Here is a 16,812-nt window from a genome sequence, read left to right as displayed (position 1 = left end):
TTGCGAATTACAACATTAAAAGCCCGGCAAGTTTACTTGATCGGGCTTTGTTGTTTTAAAGCGCCTGGACTGCAAGGACAGCCAGTTGCATTTTCAGAACGGGAACCATTAGGGATATGCAATCCTCCGGCTCCACTTAAAAAAGGCTACCCTATAGGTGGCCTTTTTGCGTTCGGCCCGTCGAATTGAAGCCAGCGCACTAGTTCGCCCCTTAGCTAAAATATACACTCTAACTATTTCTGCGAGCTTCACCGATTCATTTTCATCAATCGGAAAACTAGAAATAATGGTATCTTCGGAACAACAATAATTGAATATGTCGAACGTCAAATCTTGGTTACGAACCCTTATTGACCTTTTGGAAGTCTTTTTTAACAGCTCGCAACAAAGCAAACGAGGCAGAACTTGGCACCACCATGTGGTGCCCTATGAGGAAGGTTGGGCTGTACGTCGCGAAGGCAACCAACGGATAACCAGTAAACATCGAAAACAGAGCACGGCCATACGCAAGGCCAAAAGTTTAGCTAGAAAATACAAGGCCGATGTCATTATTCATCGAGAGAGTGGCGGTATACGAGACCGGATTAGCTATGATGATTAAGAATTAAATTCAAGGTAGGAAGCCATTGGGATTTTAAAAGAAGAACTATCAGAGTTATAAACAAGAGGAATTTTTCACATACCCTTATTAAAATTTAACATTTTAAAAATTAAAATGTTTACAAAAGGCCGGTTGGCCATTTATATAAAATCATCAGCCAGTTCCCTGATAATTTATATAATTTTTAGAATTCTTGGCCCAAAATAGCATATCCCTAATTCTCGAATTTTTATTTGCCATGTGGATGAATTAAACGGTTGACTTTGTCTCTGGAACATTGAATTTTGTTCGATTCTTATTCAAAAAACCCACCAATAAATCCTTATATTGGATTCCCATAAAGGGATTTCTAAGGCAAAATATTGCCCTTGCCCATTTTCAAACTTAATAGGGAACCTAAAACATAATTACTATTGAAACCACTTTACAATTTTTATATCCTTCTCTTGGTCCTAATGGCTTCATGCCAACAAGGCAAAAATGAAAAATCAACAAAAGAACTGCCTAAAATTGCCATTGCAGGTCTGGGAATAGAAAGCAGTACCTTTTCACCTGCCTTAACCCATGAAGAAGCCTTTCACGCCAAAGTAGGTGACTCTATTTTTGCCAAGTACCCGTTTCTACAGATAGATTCTTTAAATAGGAATAGGGCACAATGGGTGCCTACCTTGGTCGGGAAATCATTGCCAGGCGGAACAGTAACCCGTGAGGCATACGAATCCTTGGTAACAAAAACCTTAAAATTATTAAAGGAAAATGGTCCCTATGACGGACTTTTCTTTGATATACACGGTGCCATGAGTGTGGTTGGATTGGACGACCCTGAGGGCGACCTCATAGAACGTATTAGGGACGTGATAGGGACCGAGGTCCTCATATCCACCTCTATGGACCTTCACGGAAATGTGTCCGAAAAATTGGCAAAACATACCGATTTGATCACTTGTTATAGAATGGCACCCCACGAGGATGCCATCCAATCCAAAAAAAGGGCGGTCACCAATCTTCTGGAACGACTTGAAAATGGTAAGGGTAAGCCCCAATACAAGGCTTGGATCCCCGTACCCATATTATTGCCCGGTGAAAAAACCAGTACCCGAATTGAACCGGGTAAAAGTCTATATGCAAAAGTTCCCGATGTAGCCAATGAAGAAGGTATTATTGACGCGGCTATCTGGATTGGATATGCTTGGGCGGATGAACCGCGTAACCATGCCGTAGTAATGGTTACCGGCGATGACAAGGAAAAAGTTGAAAAAGGGGCAGAAATGTTGGCTCAAAACTTTTGGGATGTGCGAAATCAATTTGAATTTGTTGCTCCAACGAAAACTTTGGAAGAAAGTTTAAAAATGGCCCTAGCCAGTAAAAAACATCCATTTATGATCAGTGATATGGGAGACAACCCAACTGCTGGCGGTGCAGGAGACGTTACCTGGACATTGCAACAATTATTGGCCAGGCCGGAATTTAAATCGGACAAAGGTCCTTCCTTGATTTATGCTTCTATCCCAGGACCAGAATTTGTTGAAAAAGCCCTTGAATTAGGCGTAGGTGAAAAAATTAAGGCCATGGCCGGTGCAGCCGTTGATGACCGATTTGCAGGTCCTTTGGAACTGGAAGGAACCATAGAAGCTATCAAGGCCGGTGATGTGAACGCAGAAGTGGAGGTCGTTGTTAAAATTGGAAGTGTACGGGTAATCGTTACCAAAAAAAGAAAGCCGTACCATTATTTAAGCGACTTTACCAATTTAGGATTGAATCCCAAAGAAACGGATATCATTGTAGTCAAGATAGGTTACTTGGTACCAGAACTGTTCGATATGCGCGGCGATTGGGTTATGGCATTGACCCCAGGTGGTGTAGATCAAGATCTTAATAGATTGGGTTATAAACGTATCAAAAGACCAATGTTTCCATTGGACAGTACTATGGCCCAACCGGATTTGAAAGCCCATTTTATTCCGGCTTCCAATTCAACCGAATAATTATGGATAAGCTTATTTAAAAGGGTTATTGCAGGTTACATTTAATATCCTCTTTTGTTTATCATCTAAACGTAGTATGTTCCGATAGCTAACAGTTTATCCAAATTACTGCTAAAGCAAACGCAGCAAAAAAATCAATACAAACGCCATCGGTATTGGCAAAACCCAAACCCATTTCCCTAAGACATTATTAACAATTATGATTTTGCCAATACAGAAATGGCCCGATAAAAGATTTTTAGGAAAATTATTGTCCAACCTAAATCTAGCGGCTACTTGGCAGAATATTATCGGCAAAAGCCATAATAACAGATGAAGGCAACGATAAATGGCAGCTAATGCACAATCGGCAATTAATTTACCTGAACCCGATTTTGTAGGTGTGGAAAATATACAATTGGGTGTGCCCACCAATTACGAACTGGATTTATAGGGCCGGATACGTAGTTCGGTACAGGTAGAAAAATTCAGGTCGGAAGCTAGCCTTTATGATTACCGAACAGCAACAATAATCCAAAACCAAAGTCCAAAAAACAACGTACCGGTGGATAAATGAAATAGGCCCAATCCATGACTAAACGAATTTAAAAATATAAAAGGAATATAGGGTTAGCTTCTCCCCTAACGATAACATTTCCAACAAACAATAAAAACACGACTATCAACTACATGGCTGCACCACACAAAGGTTTAGTGTTCTTGCAAAAAGTAATCAAAGCCCAATCCCCAAAATTGAACCAGTCTACAAAATAAACAAAGCGAATAATTTTACAGTGAAGTGTTATGTAGTCCCTCCGTCTCTATGGTCTTGAACAGATTGGACAGAATGGAGTCTGACAATGGCTTTACTATAAAGTCTTTTACTATAGCATAGGTTTTGGCCTTTTCAATGTCTTGATTATCTATTGAAGAACTCACTATATACACTCTTGGCTTATTCTCGATGGGCAATTTTACAAATTCATCCAAAAATTCCCATCCATCCATGATGGGCATATTTAGGTCCAAAAAGATAACATCGGGCAGTTTTTCGCCGGATTTAGCCATTGAAGAAAGATTTTCCAAAGCTTCCTTACCATCCTCATGTACAATAACAGAGGAACCAAAACTGCTGTTGTAGTTTAATAAAACTTTGGTTCCATAAACAAAAATGGGATCATCATCAATAATGCATACTGTTTCTATCTTCATAACCTTAAAAAGTGTAAAAAGGCACACTCATATCGCTAGTGCATAGTACTCTCCGAATGATTACAGTGGGTTATTATCAAGCTACAATAATCACAGAAATAATGCCAAGGATTTGACGCTCCTTATTTTGGGTAAGTTTAATTTTTTATAAAGTAATATTTTTCCTATAAATTTTGTTTATACAAATGTAGGCAAAAAAATCAAACAGAAACTGTGTATTTTATTCCAAACACCTGCATTTCAACGTATAAAGCTGCATTTCAAATAATAGTTAACACGATTTGCCTATGGTCGGTATTTATTATTGGCATAGAACTCCTGCATAGCCTGCTTCAGACCAATTACTTTAATGGTCAGAAACGTGGAAAAAAAATCAGATTTGTTCCATAACCAATATAGCACATACCTCAACATCATTTTTAATAATCTAATACCCTTCAGCCCTATTTAATATATAGCTTTTAACTTTTTCACCTTCCTTTAATTCGTTCAAAATCCAGGTATCCTTGTTTTCGCCATTGAGCAACCTCCAATTCTTTTCAGGCTTAACTAAAAGTTTTTTTACATCTCTCGGAAAGGCATTTGCCGCTCTTGCATTTTCCCAAGTCCTTATTACCTTAAATATGGCCTCCTTTTCTGGACAGCTTTCCACATCTTTCTGATTTAAATAGAGACTATAGGTAGTGCCAATCCCTACTGAAATTGCCTGTATATGTTCATATTGCTCAACAGTGCAATTGGCATTGATAGGAAAATTTCCACCCATACCCACCGGAAAATAATTGGCATACGTTACATCCCTAAGATCCTTTCCCTGACTTGTGGCACTTCCCCATTCCCTAGTTTCTACATCATATAAATTCTTCCCCCCTCCTACATTCCATATACTTTGATAATGCCATGAACCTTCAGATAGGGTAGCTCCCGTAAATCGGATAGGAGGAATACCGTGCATAGCGGCTCTATCGAACATTTTTCTAAAAAAACGCTTGGCCGAATAGTATCCGTGCCCATTATTGAACAAAAACTCCTGTCCGTCAAAATCGTAATAGCCCAAGCCGTTAATAAAACTTACATCAGCATAGTACTCTGCAATTTTATCCTGAAGCCCTATATTAGGTATCAATCCGTCATAGCCATAGTTTATGGTCACCTGAAGTTTGTATATGGTGTCGTTGGTTTTATGTGCTGTTGGAGTGGTCCCCCAATAACCCCTCTTTACATTTAGAAGTCGATAAGGCTCCTCTTGGGAAACGCCCAGGTAATGTATAAGCTCCTTGCCTATTTTTACCATATTCAGATTTTCCGCATGGCCTTCCCAACTGCCTATCTCGTCCATATATTTGGGATCGTCTACTAGTATAATGGTATCTATTGAACTGATGCCTTTCGTCAACAAGCGTTTTTGCTGATAGCACAAACTATCGCTTGGAACGGGACTGGCATCTTTGGTGCCTGGCGCTAATGCCGTAGTAATCGGAGTTCTACCTATTGTAATACCGTATTTTCCCGCCATATTGGCAAACTCTTTATGTGATAAATTTCCAGAAGTAAATTTTAATTGTTTTTTCTCAAATCCCTTTCCATCTATATACCCCTCGTTACCACGATCTGGACGTAAAAAGCTCTGGTCATAAAGACTGATCGCCTTAAAACCCAATCTGGAAGCATAGGACACAATACTATCGTAAAGACCTCCGCTGGTAATGGCATCCGGAACATAAGCAGCAGGGTCTTTCACCCATTTTCCATCTATCGTGGGATAGGGAAGTCCTTCAGACAAAACAATATCCTGAATCACATCCATCAAGGCCGTGCTATCCGGACTGCCCCATAAAGCCACCGAAGACCCAATATAATCAACACCAGGTACAGGTTCAACTTGAAGATGGTTGGGCGTATTTGCCTCCATATTGGGTATAAGTGAAAAATAAACCTCCCTTTTTTTTGTTCTGTCCCTTGAATTATAGGTGATAGAGATCCTTCCCTTGTTATCAATTTCAGCAGCGTTGCCATACAAAATCCTATAATAAGGTTCCTTGTGGGCATAAAAGGCTACGTCACTAATTCCGTTGCCGCCCAAGGTAAAAATTTGCCCCTCATACAGGTCTTCCGGTAATGGATATTGAATAGTATCGGGTGAGTGGATAACATATTGAAAAGGAGCAGCATCCCCAATGGTCCTGGAAGTACCACCTAAGGTATTGTCGTCCAGGGCCAGCATCCCGACGGCATAATTGACCGTTTCACTGGTATCTCGAGCTACACCAATGATTTCCCCAAAAAGATTAGTGATATTGGTATGGATAGAACCCCATTGCACCCCTTCAATATCTTCCCGGTTGGTCAAGGAAACAAGAGTGAATTTTAGATACTTGTCCTTCTGCTCAACTCTGATTTCAGCTCTGGAATTGTTGGGATAGGCAAGCTCTATAATATGGGGTTGTTTAAAATCGACACTCAGCGGGCGGTACAAGGTGTCTAGCTTGCTATTGTACAAAGTCAATAATGGAGATGGCCTATCAGAAGGACTCAACTCCCTTGGCTGTGACTTTGTAAGGTCTTTAATGCTATAAATTAGGCCTTGGTCATTAATACTTATTCGCAAATAATTTGTACTAAAACTGGTTTTCGAATTTTGGGAACAGCCAAGTACCAAAACCAATAATGGCAAGAGAAAAACTACACACCAATTTTTCTTTAAATAATGACGGACATTTAGAATTGTATTTATCAATTTGTTTACTATTTATAATTAAAAAGGTTTCTTATTAACATTGCCAAAAACAAATCCTGGATAGTAGTAGCTACATCCCTAATCAATATTTGTATTGGATATATCGATGCCGATAGTAAGGCTATCCTTTGCAATGGAATCCAGGGGCATCTCGCCTGGAAAAATACCTTGTACACTATCAATTTCCACGGGTTTATCTTTTAATATGGCAAGGGTATCCTTAATTCTCAATTCCAATAAATAGGTAGAATCTGTTTGAGCCAACTCATAAGCCTCCTTCGCATTGGATTCTACAAAAGGCCTACAGGGAAAATAATCAAAATCGTACTCAAAATTGGTGAGCAAAGGTCTTTTCCAATAACTCAAATTCTTAAATATGGAGGCTACAATTGGCAGGGCTGTATTGGCACCAGAACCCATACTCGTGGATGCAAACTGCACCCTTTTGTCAAAGGTACCCACCCAAGAACCTACAACCAACTCCGGGGAACAACCAATAAACCAGCCATCGCCATTATTTTGGGTAGTTCCCGTCTTTCCTATAATATTAAAAGGAATCTCATAACCCAACAAACGCGACCCCGTGCCATTCCGAATAACACCTTCCATCATTTTTTGCAAGGCCTTAATGTTTTCGGAGCTAGCTACCCTTCCTTCGTACCGTGGTTTTGCTTCGAACAAAACATTGCCCTGTTCATCTTCTATACGATCAATGGCATAAGGTTTTATTTTGTTTCCACCATTGGAAATACTGGCATATGCAGTTACCATTTCCAACAAACTGATATCGGCCGTGCCCAATACAATGGATGGCACATTCGGAAGTTCCGAGCCTATACCCATTTTCTTTGCCTGGTCCAAAACCCTCTCCGTACCGGTCCTCAGTTGAAGGGTCACCGAAACCGTATTTATAGAATTTGCCAAGGCACCATGCATGGAATAACTGCCCCCATACTTATTATTCGAATTTCGCGGTCTCCAATCCTCGTATTTGGAATATGTTATTAAATTATTGTCATAATAATTACACGGGTCCTCCCCTGCCTGCAAAGCCGCCAAATAGGTAATAGGCTTAAAAGTAGAGCCGACCTGTCTTGGCGTAACAACATTGTCTATTTGGCTAAATCCGTAATCGATACCACCTACATAGCCCATTATCCTACCAGAATTACTGCTGACCGCTATAACCCCGGCATGTAATCTATTGATGCTTTTTGCTATAGAATCTTCCAACGACTGCATTTGTTCTTCATACCCCTTGCCGATTACCCAATATTTTCTTTTCCGCTTTTCCTTTACAAAGGCTGCTATTTCCTCCTTGGTCCTACCCCTTTGTAGCATTTGCTTTACTTCGCTATTTTGATCCACCAATTTTTGGAGTAGCACCTCTTTACCACCCTCTGTAGTTGCTGCTGCCCAATACGTATCCATAAGTTTCTGGAGATTGTCCACCTGTCTATGCAGGGCAGCTTCCGCATATTTCTGTATGTTCGTATTTAAAGTAGTATAAATGTTTAACCCGTCTGCCTCCAAATCGTAAGTATGACCGTCGGGAGCAGGGTTGTCTTCAGCCCATAAAGCAAACTCCGTTGCTACATAATCCTTAAAATAAGCAGAAAAGGAGGACACCTTCTTTGGGGTCTGATAATCCAATTTCAGGGGAGTCTGGGCTTCTTCAAAAGTTTCAGGGGTAATATAATCGTATTTAAGCATTTGGGACAGTACCACATTACGTCTCTGTTCGGCCCTTTCAAGAAAATTTCTTGGATTATAATAGGAAGGTGCCTTTAAGAGACCTACCAGGGTGGCACTCTCGGTTAAAGTAAGTTCTTCAGGGGCTTTGTTAAAGAAGCGCAAGGCCGCTTTTTCAATTCCATAGACATTTTCACCAAAGGAAACCGTATTGAAGTACAGCAATATAATATCCTCTTTATCATAAATACTTTCCAGTCTTCTGGCTATAAATATCTCCCTGATTTTATTGATGGGCGTAGAAAGGAAAAACTGTTTCTCCCTACCGAACAAATTTTTGGCCACCTGTTGGGTGATGGTACTGCCACCTCCTGCATTTTGCTGCAAAATGATGGATTTTATCAATACCCTTGCATAACTCTTGTAGTCTATCCCCCTATGCTCGTAGAACCGTGAATCTTCGGTGGCCACAAGTGCCTGTATTAGGGCTGGCTTTATTTGTGAACTATCGGCATTTGATCTATTTTGAAGATAATAATACCCAATGGGCTCTTTATTGGAGGCATAGATTGTAGAGGTTACAGGGTTTTTTAAGGTTTTTAAATAGGCCTTGGTCGGTAACTTCCCAAACGCACCTAGGTAAATAAGCAGGAAAAGTAAAAACAGACTGCAAAATCCTGCAATAGCTGCAAAAAGCACCGATTTAAAAGGATGCTGCCGAACATAGACAACTAACCGCCCGAAACTCGACCAAGTTTGTACCAGAACCTTCTTTACACCTTCAATTATCATAATACCTTTTGACAAATTTCTACAATTAAAACTCGAATACAAATAAAAATAATTCAATATTCATTATTAGTTCTCTTTTTCAGCTTAAATAAATTTTACTGAGATTATATAAAATAATAATCCAGCGAAACAATAGTACTAATGTCATTATTAATTTTGAAGAGACACTTAATACATAAATAGGGAACCAGCACGAATTTTCAATTATAGCCCTTGGACCATTGTGCAGAAACAAATTGTATTGATTTACATCAGAAATAAATATAATTACACCGATTATATCTACATTAACTTTTATAATTTGTAGTTGTTCTTTATCTTGCTGACTAATTGCTTTTTAGAGGTCCAATATTCATTATTAAAATGAATTATAATTTTAAGATAAATTGTAACATTTGCTCTTTATCTTTGTAAAACAATGTGGAATTCCTTTGAGCAAAGTAGATTGATAACCGCAGTTAAATACGTATCTGAAAATACTGTATTTTTTGTTTTGATGGCATTATAGGTTTTAATGCTTACGACAGGAAGTTTATTTACATATTAGAACCCGATCTTATGATAACACAGGTAACAAAAGGCATTAAAATTTCGGTAAACACCAGTTTTGAAGGAACTTTCTTCAAGAACTACAAAATGCATTTTGCTTTCGGCTATACCATAACTATAGAAAACCAAAGCAAGGATTCTGTTCAATTGACATCACGTCATTGGCAGATTTATGATTCCTTGAATGAATTGGAAGTATTGGACGGCGAAGGGGTAATTGGCAAAAAGCCGGTTATCAAACCTGGAGAATCGCACACATACAGCTCTGGGTGCCTATTGGCTTCAACCATTGGGGCCATGAAGGGTCATTACAACATGGTCAGCATTAATAATTCCGAGAAGTTTAGGGTCTACATCCCTACTTTTAAATTTAGCGCCCCCTTTGCATTAAATTAAATTGCAAACCCTTTTTTACTAACTAATATTTCCATGATGTTACATTATGGAAAATGCAGTGCGTCGTATCAACAATAATATCCGTGATTCCCGCAACTTAATATTAGTATTCTTTCACCATACCCCAAAATTCACTTAGCACTTAGTTTTATTTTCGCTAATGCATTTAGTACCTTTGCAGATAATTTGAACTTAAAAAATAATTATCATGGGCAAAGGATTTTTTCAAGTCCCCACGGCATATAACGAACCTATTAAAAGTTATGCCCCCGGCACTCCAGAGCGGGATGAAGTACTAAAACAATACAGTGCCTATTTCAATGGCAACGCAGACATTGCCATGTATATAGGCGGAAAAGATGTAAAATCTGGAAATACCAGAACCATTTCCCCTCCTCACGATCATCAGCACATAGTTGGCCAATACCATACTGCCAACAAGGAAGATGTGTCCAATGCCGTATCCAACGCTTTAGAAGCTAGGAAACAATGGGCAGATTTGGAATGGGAACAACGCGCTGCCATATTCCTAAAGGTCGCGGAATTGATTTCGGGACCATATAGGGCAAAAATCAATGCCGCAACTATGATTGCGCAATCAAAAAATATACATCAGGCCGAGATTGATGCTGCCTGTGAACTTATAGATTTCCTCCGTTTCAATGTGGAATACATGTCCCAGATCTACGAGGAACAACCAGATTCTGCAGAAGGTATTTGGAACAGGGTAGAATACCGTCCATTGGAAGGTTTCATCTACGCCATAACCCCATTTAATTTTACTGCAATTGCAGGAAACCTTCCTGCAAGTGCTGCAATGATGGGAAATGTGGTATTGTGGAAACCTAGCGACAGTCAGGTATTTTCTGCTAAGGTAATCGTGGATATCTTTAAGGAAGCCGGGCTACCCGATGGTGTTATAAATGTGGTTTACGGAGATCCTGTAATGATTACAAAAGTAGCTTTGGACAGTCCGGATTTTGCCGGAATCCATTACACTGGGTCCACCCATGTATTTAAGGAATTGTGGAAACAGATTGGAAACAATATCCACAAATACAAAACCTATCCTAGGATTGTTGGCGAAACTGGAGGTAAGGATTTTATTATAGCGCATCCTACCGCCAACCCAAAACAGGTTGCAACTGCCATTGTAAGGGGAGCTTTCGAATTCCAGGGCCAGAAATGTAGTGCCGCCTCCAGGGTTTACCTTCCAAAATCTATCTCCAAGGAAATATTGGATTTTGTAAAAACCGATGTGGAATCGTTCAACAAGCCGGGTTCTCCAGAGGATATGGGCAACTTTATTACAGCCGTTATCCATGAAGCCTCTTTTGACAAATTGGCCAAGTACATTGACCAGGCCAAACAGGACAAGAATGCCGAAATTTATGTGGGCGGAAATTATGACAAATCCAAGGGATACTTCATAGAGCCTACCGTGATTGTAACCACCGACCCAAAATACACCACCATGGAAACCGAACTTTTCGGCCCTGTGGTCACCATTTACGTGTATGAGGACAAGGATTGGTCCAAGACACTTAAATTGGTAGATAGCACCTCCGAATACGCACTTACCGGCGCCGTACTCTCTGGAGATCGTTATTCTATTGCCGAAGCAACCAAAGCATTGCAGAACTGTGCCGGCAACTTTTATATTAACGACAAACCAACAGGTGCCGTTGTAGGACAGCAGCCATTTGGTGGAGCACGGGCTTCGGGCACCAACGACAAGGCCGGTTCCGCCCAAAACCTTTTGCGTTGGGTATCCCCAAGGTTAATAAAGGAAACTTTTGTAACCCCAGTAGATTACAGATACCCGTTCTTGGGATAAGGTTATAAAACTATATTGTAAAGGCCCGTATCTGCAAGTAGCAGATACGGGCCTTGCTTATTATAAAGTTCCACCCACTATAGGCAATTATATGCCCATGGCCTACACTTTAAAATTGATAATTTCGGCTACCCAAAAACGATTATTATCGGAATAAACCTAGGCAAAAGGATAGATTTAACATAAATTAAAGCATCTTTCACACAATTATAATGTAAATTTAACGTTAAGTTATTGTAAATTTACAGTCAATTTAAAGTTAACATTAAAGCAAGTGACCATGAAAGAAAGCATAGAAAACAAAACACAGAGTAAAGCAAAAAGTTTTTCATTTAGAAATATCCCTAATTACATAAAGGCCTATGCCAAAACCTGTAGGGAGTCTTATTACCACATGTTAAGCCTATAGAATTAGCCCTTAAATTTTACGGGTAAGTACACCAACTTTTTGGTTTCAAAAAATTCCTCTTCAAAAATTTCCGAAAGATTATAGATTTCCACGGTACGGTAATCCCTTAATTCTTCTTCCAGGTCTCCCCCTTTTAAATACAGGATTCCATTTTTCCGTTCGTGTTCCGATTTCTTTTTTATTTTACCTTTCACCCAATGTGTAAAAGTTGGCATGGCCGCTACTGCCCTGCTAACAATAAAATCGAACTGCCCCTTAATTTCTTCCACTCTAGAATTAACCGCAGTGACATTTTCAATTTCCAGCCCCGCCACAACCTCCTGCACCACTTTGATTTTTTTCCCTATGGCATCGACCAGTGTAAAATGGGTCTCGGGGTACAAAATAGCCAAGGGTATCCCAGGAAATCCACCTCCGGTTCCTACGTCCAATACTTTTGCCCCGGGATTAAATTTTATAAATTTGGCTATTGCCATTGAATGTAGCACATGTCTTAAATACAATTCATCTATATCTTTCCTGGAAACCACATTTATCTTTACGTTCCAATCCTGGTACAAATGTTGCAATTTTTCAATCTGCTGTTTCTGCAAATCGGTTAAATCCGGAAAATATTTATAAATAATTGTGTAGTCCATTTTGTTTAGTTAAATTTTTGCAAAAATAGCACTTTAATAGGCATGGCCTAAGTTTTAACCAAGCAGTTATACTTAATTTGGGCTCGATTTGCCGTATATTTACAAAAAATTAAATCATGGAGAACAGACCCATAAGATTTTCACGAAAAGACTCTGCCCAATTTTTCAAAACCCTAAATAAGCGCGTTAATGATTATTTCAAAGAAAACAACCTTAAAAAGACAGGGAACTGGAAATTGCACTTAAAAACAGCAGTAATGTTTGCCTTATTTTTGGCACCTTATTTTCTAATTCTAACCCTAGGACTTCCAAATTGGGCCAATTTATTACTCACCATTACCATGGGCATTGGCATGGCGGGAGTTGGGATGAATGTAATGCACGACGGGAACCACGGTTCCTATTCCAACAAGAAATGGGTAAACAAACTAATGGGAGGCAGTATCTATATTCTGGCCGGCAACGTTTACAACTGGCAGGTACAACACAATGTGCTGCACCACACCTATACCAATATCCATGAACACGATGAAGATTTGGAAGCAGGAAGGATTTTGAGGTTTTCAAAGCATGCCAAATGGCACAGATTCCATAAATTTCAGCATTTTTACTCCATATTCCTTTATGGCCTTCTTACATTCAATTGGGCAATAACTACGGATTTTCAGCAAATGTACCGCTATACCAAAAGAAAATTGGCCTATGGCAAGTTTCCAAATCCATTTATGAACTGGAGTATGCTGGTAGTCACCAAGTTAATATATATAACCGTTTGGATCATAGTACCTATGGTATTTCTGGATATTGCCTGGTGGAAAATTCTTTTAGGCTTTTTCATAATGCATTATGTTGCCGGAGTAATACTGAGCGTAGTTTTTCAATTGGCACATGTTGTGGACGAAGCGGAAACACCACTACCTGAAAAGGACGGTACCATGAAAAATACCTGGGCCATTCACCAGTTGTTCACCACTGTAAATTTTGGCACTAATAACCGTGTAGTAAACTGGTTTACAGGGGGATTAAACCATCAAGTGGAACATCATATTTTCCCGAACATCAGTCATATTCATTACACAAAAATTGCCAAAATTGTTAAAGAGACTGCAAATGAATTTAATTTACCATACAACGAATATAAAACTACAAGAAAAGCTATAATTTCGCACTTTAAACATCTAAAGGAACTGGGCAAAAAACCCAAATTACAATATCAGTAAATTATAACAGAAAAATGAAGAACCATTTATCCGATAGGATCAATTCCATGTCCACCTCGGCCACATTGGCTATGGCCGCTAAAGCCAGAGAATTAAAAAATGAAGGTAAAGATATCATAGGCTTAAGTCTAGGAGAACCTGACTTTAACATCCCTGATTTTATCAAGGAAGCCGCCAAAGAGGCCATAGACCAAAATTATAGTAGCTATTCTCCTGTGGATGGTTATGCCGATTTAAAGCAGGCCATTGCCAATAAATTTAAAAGGGACAATGGACTTACTTATGGCCTTAACCAGATTGTAGTCTCTACTGGAGCAAAACAATCTTTGGCCAATATAGCGATGGTAATGCTCAATGACGGCGATGAAGTTATTCTTCCAGCTCCTTATTGGGTAAGCTATAGCGATATTGTGAAATTGGCCCAGGGTGTGCCCGTAGAAGTACCCACGAGCATTGACACCGATTTTAAGATGACACCGGAACAATTGGAGAAGGCCATTACCCCTAAGACCAAAATGATGTGGTTCAGCTCCCCTTGTAATCCAAGTGGATCTGTTTACAACAAGGAAGAATTGGAAGGTTTGGCCAAAGTATTGAGAAAACATCCCAATATTTTTGTGGTATCCGATGAAATTTATGAGCATATCAATTTCAGGGGAGGTCATGTTAGTATTGCCAACATTGAAGGCATGTACGACCGCACCATTACGGTAAACGGTGTCTCCAAGGCATTTGCAATGACCGGATGGCGTATAGGATACATAGGAGGTCCGGATTGGATTGCCAAGGCTTGTACCAAATTCCAGGGCCAGATTACCAGTGGTGCAAATTCCATTGCCCAGCGCGCTACCATAGCCGCACTAGATGCACCTATATCCTCCATTAAATTTATGATAGACGAATTCCACAAAAGACGTGATCTTGTATTGGAACTATTGGGAGAAATAAAAGGATTTAACCTTAATGTCCCTGAGGGAGCATTTTATGTATTTCCGGATATTTCCAGCTTTTTTGGAAAAACAATTAACGGGACATTGATCAATAATGCTTCCGATTTTGCCCTATACCTATTGGAAAAGGCAAATGTAGCAACCGTAACCGGTGAAGCCTTTGGAAACGCTAATTGCATACGTATCTCCTACGCTGCTTCCGAAAAGGAACTAAGGGAAGCAATAGCTAGAATAAAGGCTGTTTTATAATACAGACTTTAGACACATAAAAAAAATGGACGTCCTAACCGACGTCCATTTTTTTTATTATTTTTTTTTGTATTCTAAGTACGTTTCCAAAAATAAGGCGAAAGTAGGATCAATACCGTAAACAGCTCCAACCTACCCAAAAGCATTAGAAATCCACACCACCATTTCCCCAAAGCCGGAAGGCTGTTAAAATTGACCAAAGGATTTAATGTCCCCAAGGCCGGACCTACATTACCCAGCGAGGATGCTGCCCCTCCTACAGCACTTTCAAAGTCCAATCCCAGTGCACCAAGCACCAAGGATCCAATAATAAAAAGCAACATATAGAGTACAAAGAATGCGATTATATTATACACGATATTTTCAGGTACGGTCTTATTGTTATACCTAACAGGAATAATAGCATTGGTATGTAGTGTACGCTTAAACTCCAGCAGACCATTCTTAATAATAAGCAAGTGCCTCATCACCTTGATACCTCCTGCCGTTGAACCGGCAGAGCCCCCAAGGAAAAACAGTCCAAAAAAGAATATGGTCAAAAAAGGCGTCCACGAAGTAAAATCGGCGGTAACAAAGCCGGTAGTAGTAATTACCGAGACCACTTGAAACAAGGTATGCCTAAATGCGCTTTCCCACTCCCCCAATACCATGGGATGAAAATCGGACACCGGTACATTGGCCTGAAAATAAACTACCAAACTGGCCACTATGGTAAAGCAAAAAATAAAGATGGAATAGAATTTAAATTCCTCATCCATAATCACTTTTTGCACTTTGCCTTTAAAGGCATAATAGCTTAATACAAAATTGCTACCGGCCAAAAACATAAACAAAATAACAATGTATTGTATCATGGGCTGATCGTTCCAATAGGCCATACTGGCATTTTTGGTAGAAAATCCCCCAGTGGAAAGGGTTGCCAAAGAATGGTTTACTGCATCAAAAAAGGACATTCCCGCCAATTTCAACAATAGGGTCTCGGCCACAGTATAACTAAAGTAAATCAACCAAAGTCGCTTGGCCGTATCCGTAATCCTAGGATGTAATTTGTCCCCACTTGGCCCAGGAGCCTCCGCGGCAAACAATTGCATTCCCCCTATACCCAATAGTGGCAAAATAGCAATAGCAAGAACTATAATCCCCATTCCCCCGATCCAATGTGTTAAACTCCTCCACAATAAGATCCCTTCCGGTAAAGCCTCTATATCGTCCACAACCGAGGCACCGGTAGTAGTATATCCGGATATGGTTTCAAAAAAGGCATTGGTAACGTCCGGAATGGACCCGGAAAAAAGATAGGGCAACATCCCCGATGCGGACATGACCAACCAACCAAAAGTAACAATGATGTATCCTTCCTTTCGTTTAACCTCTTTTTTGTGATTTCGCGTATAGAACATGGCCAAAACACCTACAAGCATTGTAACCACGGCCGCAAGGGTAATATCCAAAGTAGCCCCATCGTTATACACTCCACTTACCACTGCAGCTAAAATCATAAAAAAACCATTACAAAGTAATAGCAATCCCATGAGGTGAAAGATAATTTTCGAATTTAGGCCCATA

General features: G+C 39.7%; 12 protein-coding genes. 7 read left to right on the top strand and 5 right to left on the bottom strand.

Translation table 11 applies throughout. From position 1 onward, the window contains the following. Positions 1-316: 316 nt before the first annotated feature. Together KO529_RS02220 and KO529_RS02215 are read left to right on the top strand one after the other, a co-directional pair. Positions 317-601, top strand: a complete 285-nt coding sequence (locus KO529_RS02220; RefSeq protein ID WP_215946306.1) for a DUF2188 domain-containing protein — start codon at positions 317-319, stop codon at positions 599-601. A 455-nt stretch (positions 602-1,056) separates the two neighbouring features. Beyond that, positions 1,057-2,586, top strand: a complete 1,530-nt coding sequence (locus tag KO529_RS02215; RefSeq protein ID WP_215947084.1) for a M81 family metallopeptidase — start codon at positions 1,057-1,059, stop codon at positions 2,584-2,586. A gap of 768 nt (positions 2,587-3,354) precedes the next feature. Here KO529_RS02215 and KO529_RS02210 read toward each other — a convergent pair. The 3 genes from KO529_RS02210 to KO529_RS02200 form a co-directional block, all read right to left on the bottom strand. Continuing rightward, the gene (locus tag KO529_RS02210; RefSeq protein ID WP_215946305.1) at positions 3,355-3,777 is read right to left on the bottom strand and encodes a response regulator; all 423 of its coding nucleotides are present in this window, start codon (positions 3,775-3,777) and stop codon (positions 3,355-3,357) included. 427 nt (positions 3,778-4,204) lie between these two features. After that, on the bottom strand, positions 4,205-6,514 hold the full coding sequence (locus tag KO529_RS02205; protein WP_215946304.1) for a hypothetical protein: 2,310 nt from the start codon (positions 6,512-6,514) through the stop codon (positions 4,205-4,207). A gap of 78 nt (positions 6,515-6,592) precedes the next feature. Further along, positions 6,593-8,998 carry a transglycosylase domain-containing protein gene (locus KO529_RS02200; RefSeq protein ID WP_215946303.1) on the bottom strand — a complete coding sequence of 802 codons (2,406 nt, stop codon included), beginning with the start codon at positions 8,996-8,998 and terminating at the stop codon, positions 6,593-6,595. Between the two features lie 558 nt (positions 8,999-9,556). Between KO529_RS02200 and apaG the strand changes: the two genes are divergently transcribed. From apaG to KO529_RS23565, 3 genes are all read left to right on the top strand, one after another. Continuing rightward, entirely contained in the window at positions 9,557-9,943 is a 387-nt protein-coding gene (gene apaG, locus KO529_RS02195) for a Co2+/Mg2+ efflux protein ApaG (RefSeq protein ID WP_085495565.1), read from the top strand. A gap of 208 nt (positions 9,944-10,151) precedes the next feature. Continuing rightward, positions 10,152-11,780, top strand: coding sequence for an L-glutamate gamma-semialdehyde dehydrogenase (pruA, locus tag KO529_RS02190; protein ID WP_215946302.1), 1,629 nt, complete (start codon positions 10,152-10,154; stop codon positions 11,778-11,780). A 280-nt stretch (positions 11,781-12,060) separates the two neighbouring features. Continuing rightward, a complete protein-coding gene (locus KO529_RS23565; protein ID WP_289847745.1) occupies positions 12,061-12,189 on the top strand; it encodes a hypothetical protein in 129 nt (42 codons plus the stop codon). Positions 12,190-12,191: 2 nt separating this feature from the next. Here KO529_RS23565 and rsmG read toward each other — a convergent pair whose 3' ends face one another. Then, entirely contained in the window at positions 12,192-12,827 is a 636-nt protein-coding gene (gene rsmG / locus KO529_RS02185) for a 16S rRNA (guanine(527)-N(7))-methyltransferase RsmG (RefSeq protein ID WP_215946301.1), read from the bottom strand. Between the two features lie 116 nt (positions 12,828-12,943). Between rsmG and KO529_RS02180 the strand changes: the two genes are divergently transcribed. Together KO529_RS02180 and KO529_RS02175 are read left to right on the top strand one after the other, a co-directional pair. Next, the gene (locus KO529_RS02180) at positions 12,944-14,047 is read left to right on the top strand and encodes a fatty acid desaturase family protein (RefSeq protein ID WP_215946300.1); all 1,104 of its coding nucleotides are present in this window, start codon (positions 12,944-12,946) and stop codon (positions 14,045-14,047) included. Between the two features lie 14 nt (positions 14,048-14,061). After that, positions 14,062-15,246: a pyridoxal phosphate-dependent aminotransferase gene (locus KO529_RS02175; RefSeq protein ID WP_215946299.1), complete on the top strand. Its 1,185-nt coding sequence runs from the start codon at positions 14,062-14,064 to the stop codon at positions 15,244-15,246. A 74-nt stretch (positions 15,247-15,320) separates the two neighbouring features. Here KO529_RS02175 and KO529_RS02170 read toward each other — a convergent pair whose 3' ends face one another. After that, the gene (locus KO529_RS02170) at positions 15,321-16,811 is read right to left on the bottom strand and encodes a TrkH family potassium uptake protein (RefSeq protein WP_215946298.1); all 1,491 of its coding nucleotides are present in this window, start codon (positions 16,809-16,811) and stop codon (positions 15,321-15,323) included. Position 16,812 lies beyond the last annotated feature (1 nt).

It is taken from the genome of Arenibacter algicola (genome assembly GCF_018860365.1).
GTDB lineage: Bacteria > Bacteroidota > Bacteroidia > Flavobacteriales > Flavobacteriaceae > Arenibacter > Arenibacter algicola_B.
Note: the sequence above shows the minus strand (reverse complement) of the source record. Positions and strands in the feature narration are given on the sequence as shown.

Excerpts from the sequence above, each read along its gene's own strand:
- KO529_RS02220 (WP_215946306.1), top strand. The coding sequence starts at position 317 with ATGTCGAACGTCAAATCTTGGTTACGAACCCTTATTGACCTTTTGGAA.
- KO529_RS23565 (WP_289847745.1), top strand. The coding sequence starts at position 12,061 with ATGAAAGAAAGCATAGAAAACAAAACACAGAGTAAAGCAAAAAGTTTT.
- KO529_RS02180 (WP_215946300.1), top strand. The coding sequence starts at position 12,944 with ATGGAGAACAGACCCATAAGATTTTCACGAAAAGACTCTGCCCAATTT.
- KO529_RS02210 (WP_215946305.1), bottom strand. The coding sequence starts at position 3,777 with ATGAAGATAGAAACAGTATGCATTATTGATGATGATCCCATTTTTGTT.
- apaG (WP_085495565.1), top strand. The coding sequence starts at position 9,557 with ATGATAACACAGGTAACAAAAGGCATTAAAATTTCGGTAAACACCAGT.
- KO529_RS02170 (WP_215946298.1), bottom strand. The coding sequence starts at position 16,811 with ATGGGCCTAAATTCGAAAATTATCTTTCACCTCATGGGATTGCTATTA.
- KO529_RS02215 (WP_215947084.1), top strand. The coding sequence starts at position 1,057 with ATGGCTTCATGCCAACAAGGCAAAAATGAAAAATCAACAAAAGAACTG.
- pruA (WP_215946302.1), top strand. The coding sequence starts at position 10,152 with ATGGGCAAAGGATTTTTTCAAGTCCCCACGGCATATAACGAACCTATT.
- KO529_RS02200 (WP_215946303.1), bottom strand. The coding sequence starts at position 8,998 with ATGATAATTGAAGGTGTAAAGAAGGTTCTGGTACAAACTTGGTCGAGT.
- KO529_RS02175 (WP_215946299.1), top strand. The coding sequence starts at position 14,062 with ATGAAGAACCATTTATCCGATAGGATCAATTCCATGTCCACCTCGGCC.
- rsmG (WP_215946301.1), bottom strand. The coding sequence starts at position 12,827 with ATGGACTACACAATTATTTATAAATATTTTCCGGATTTAACCGATTTG.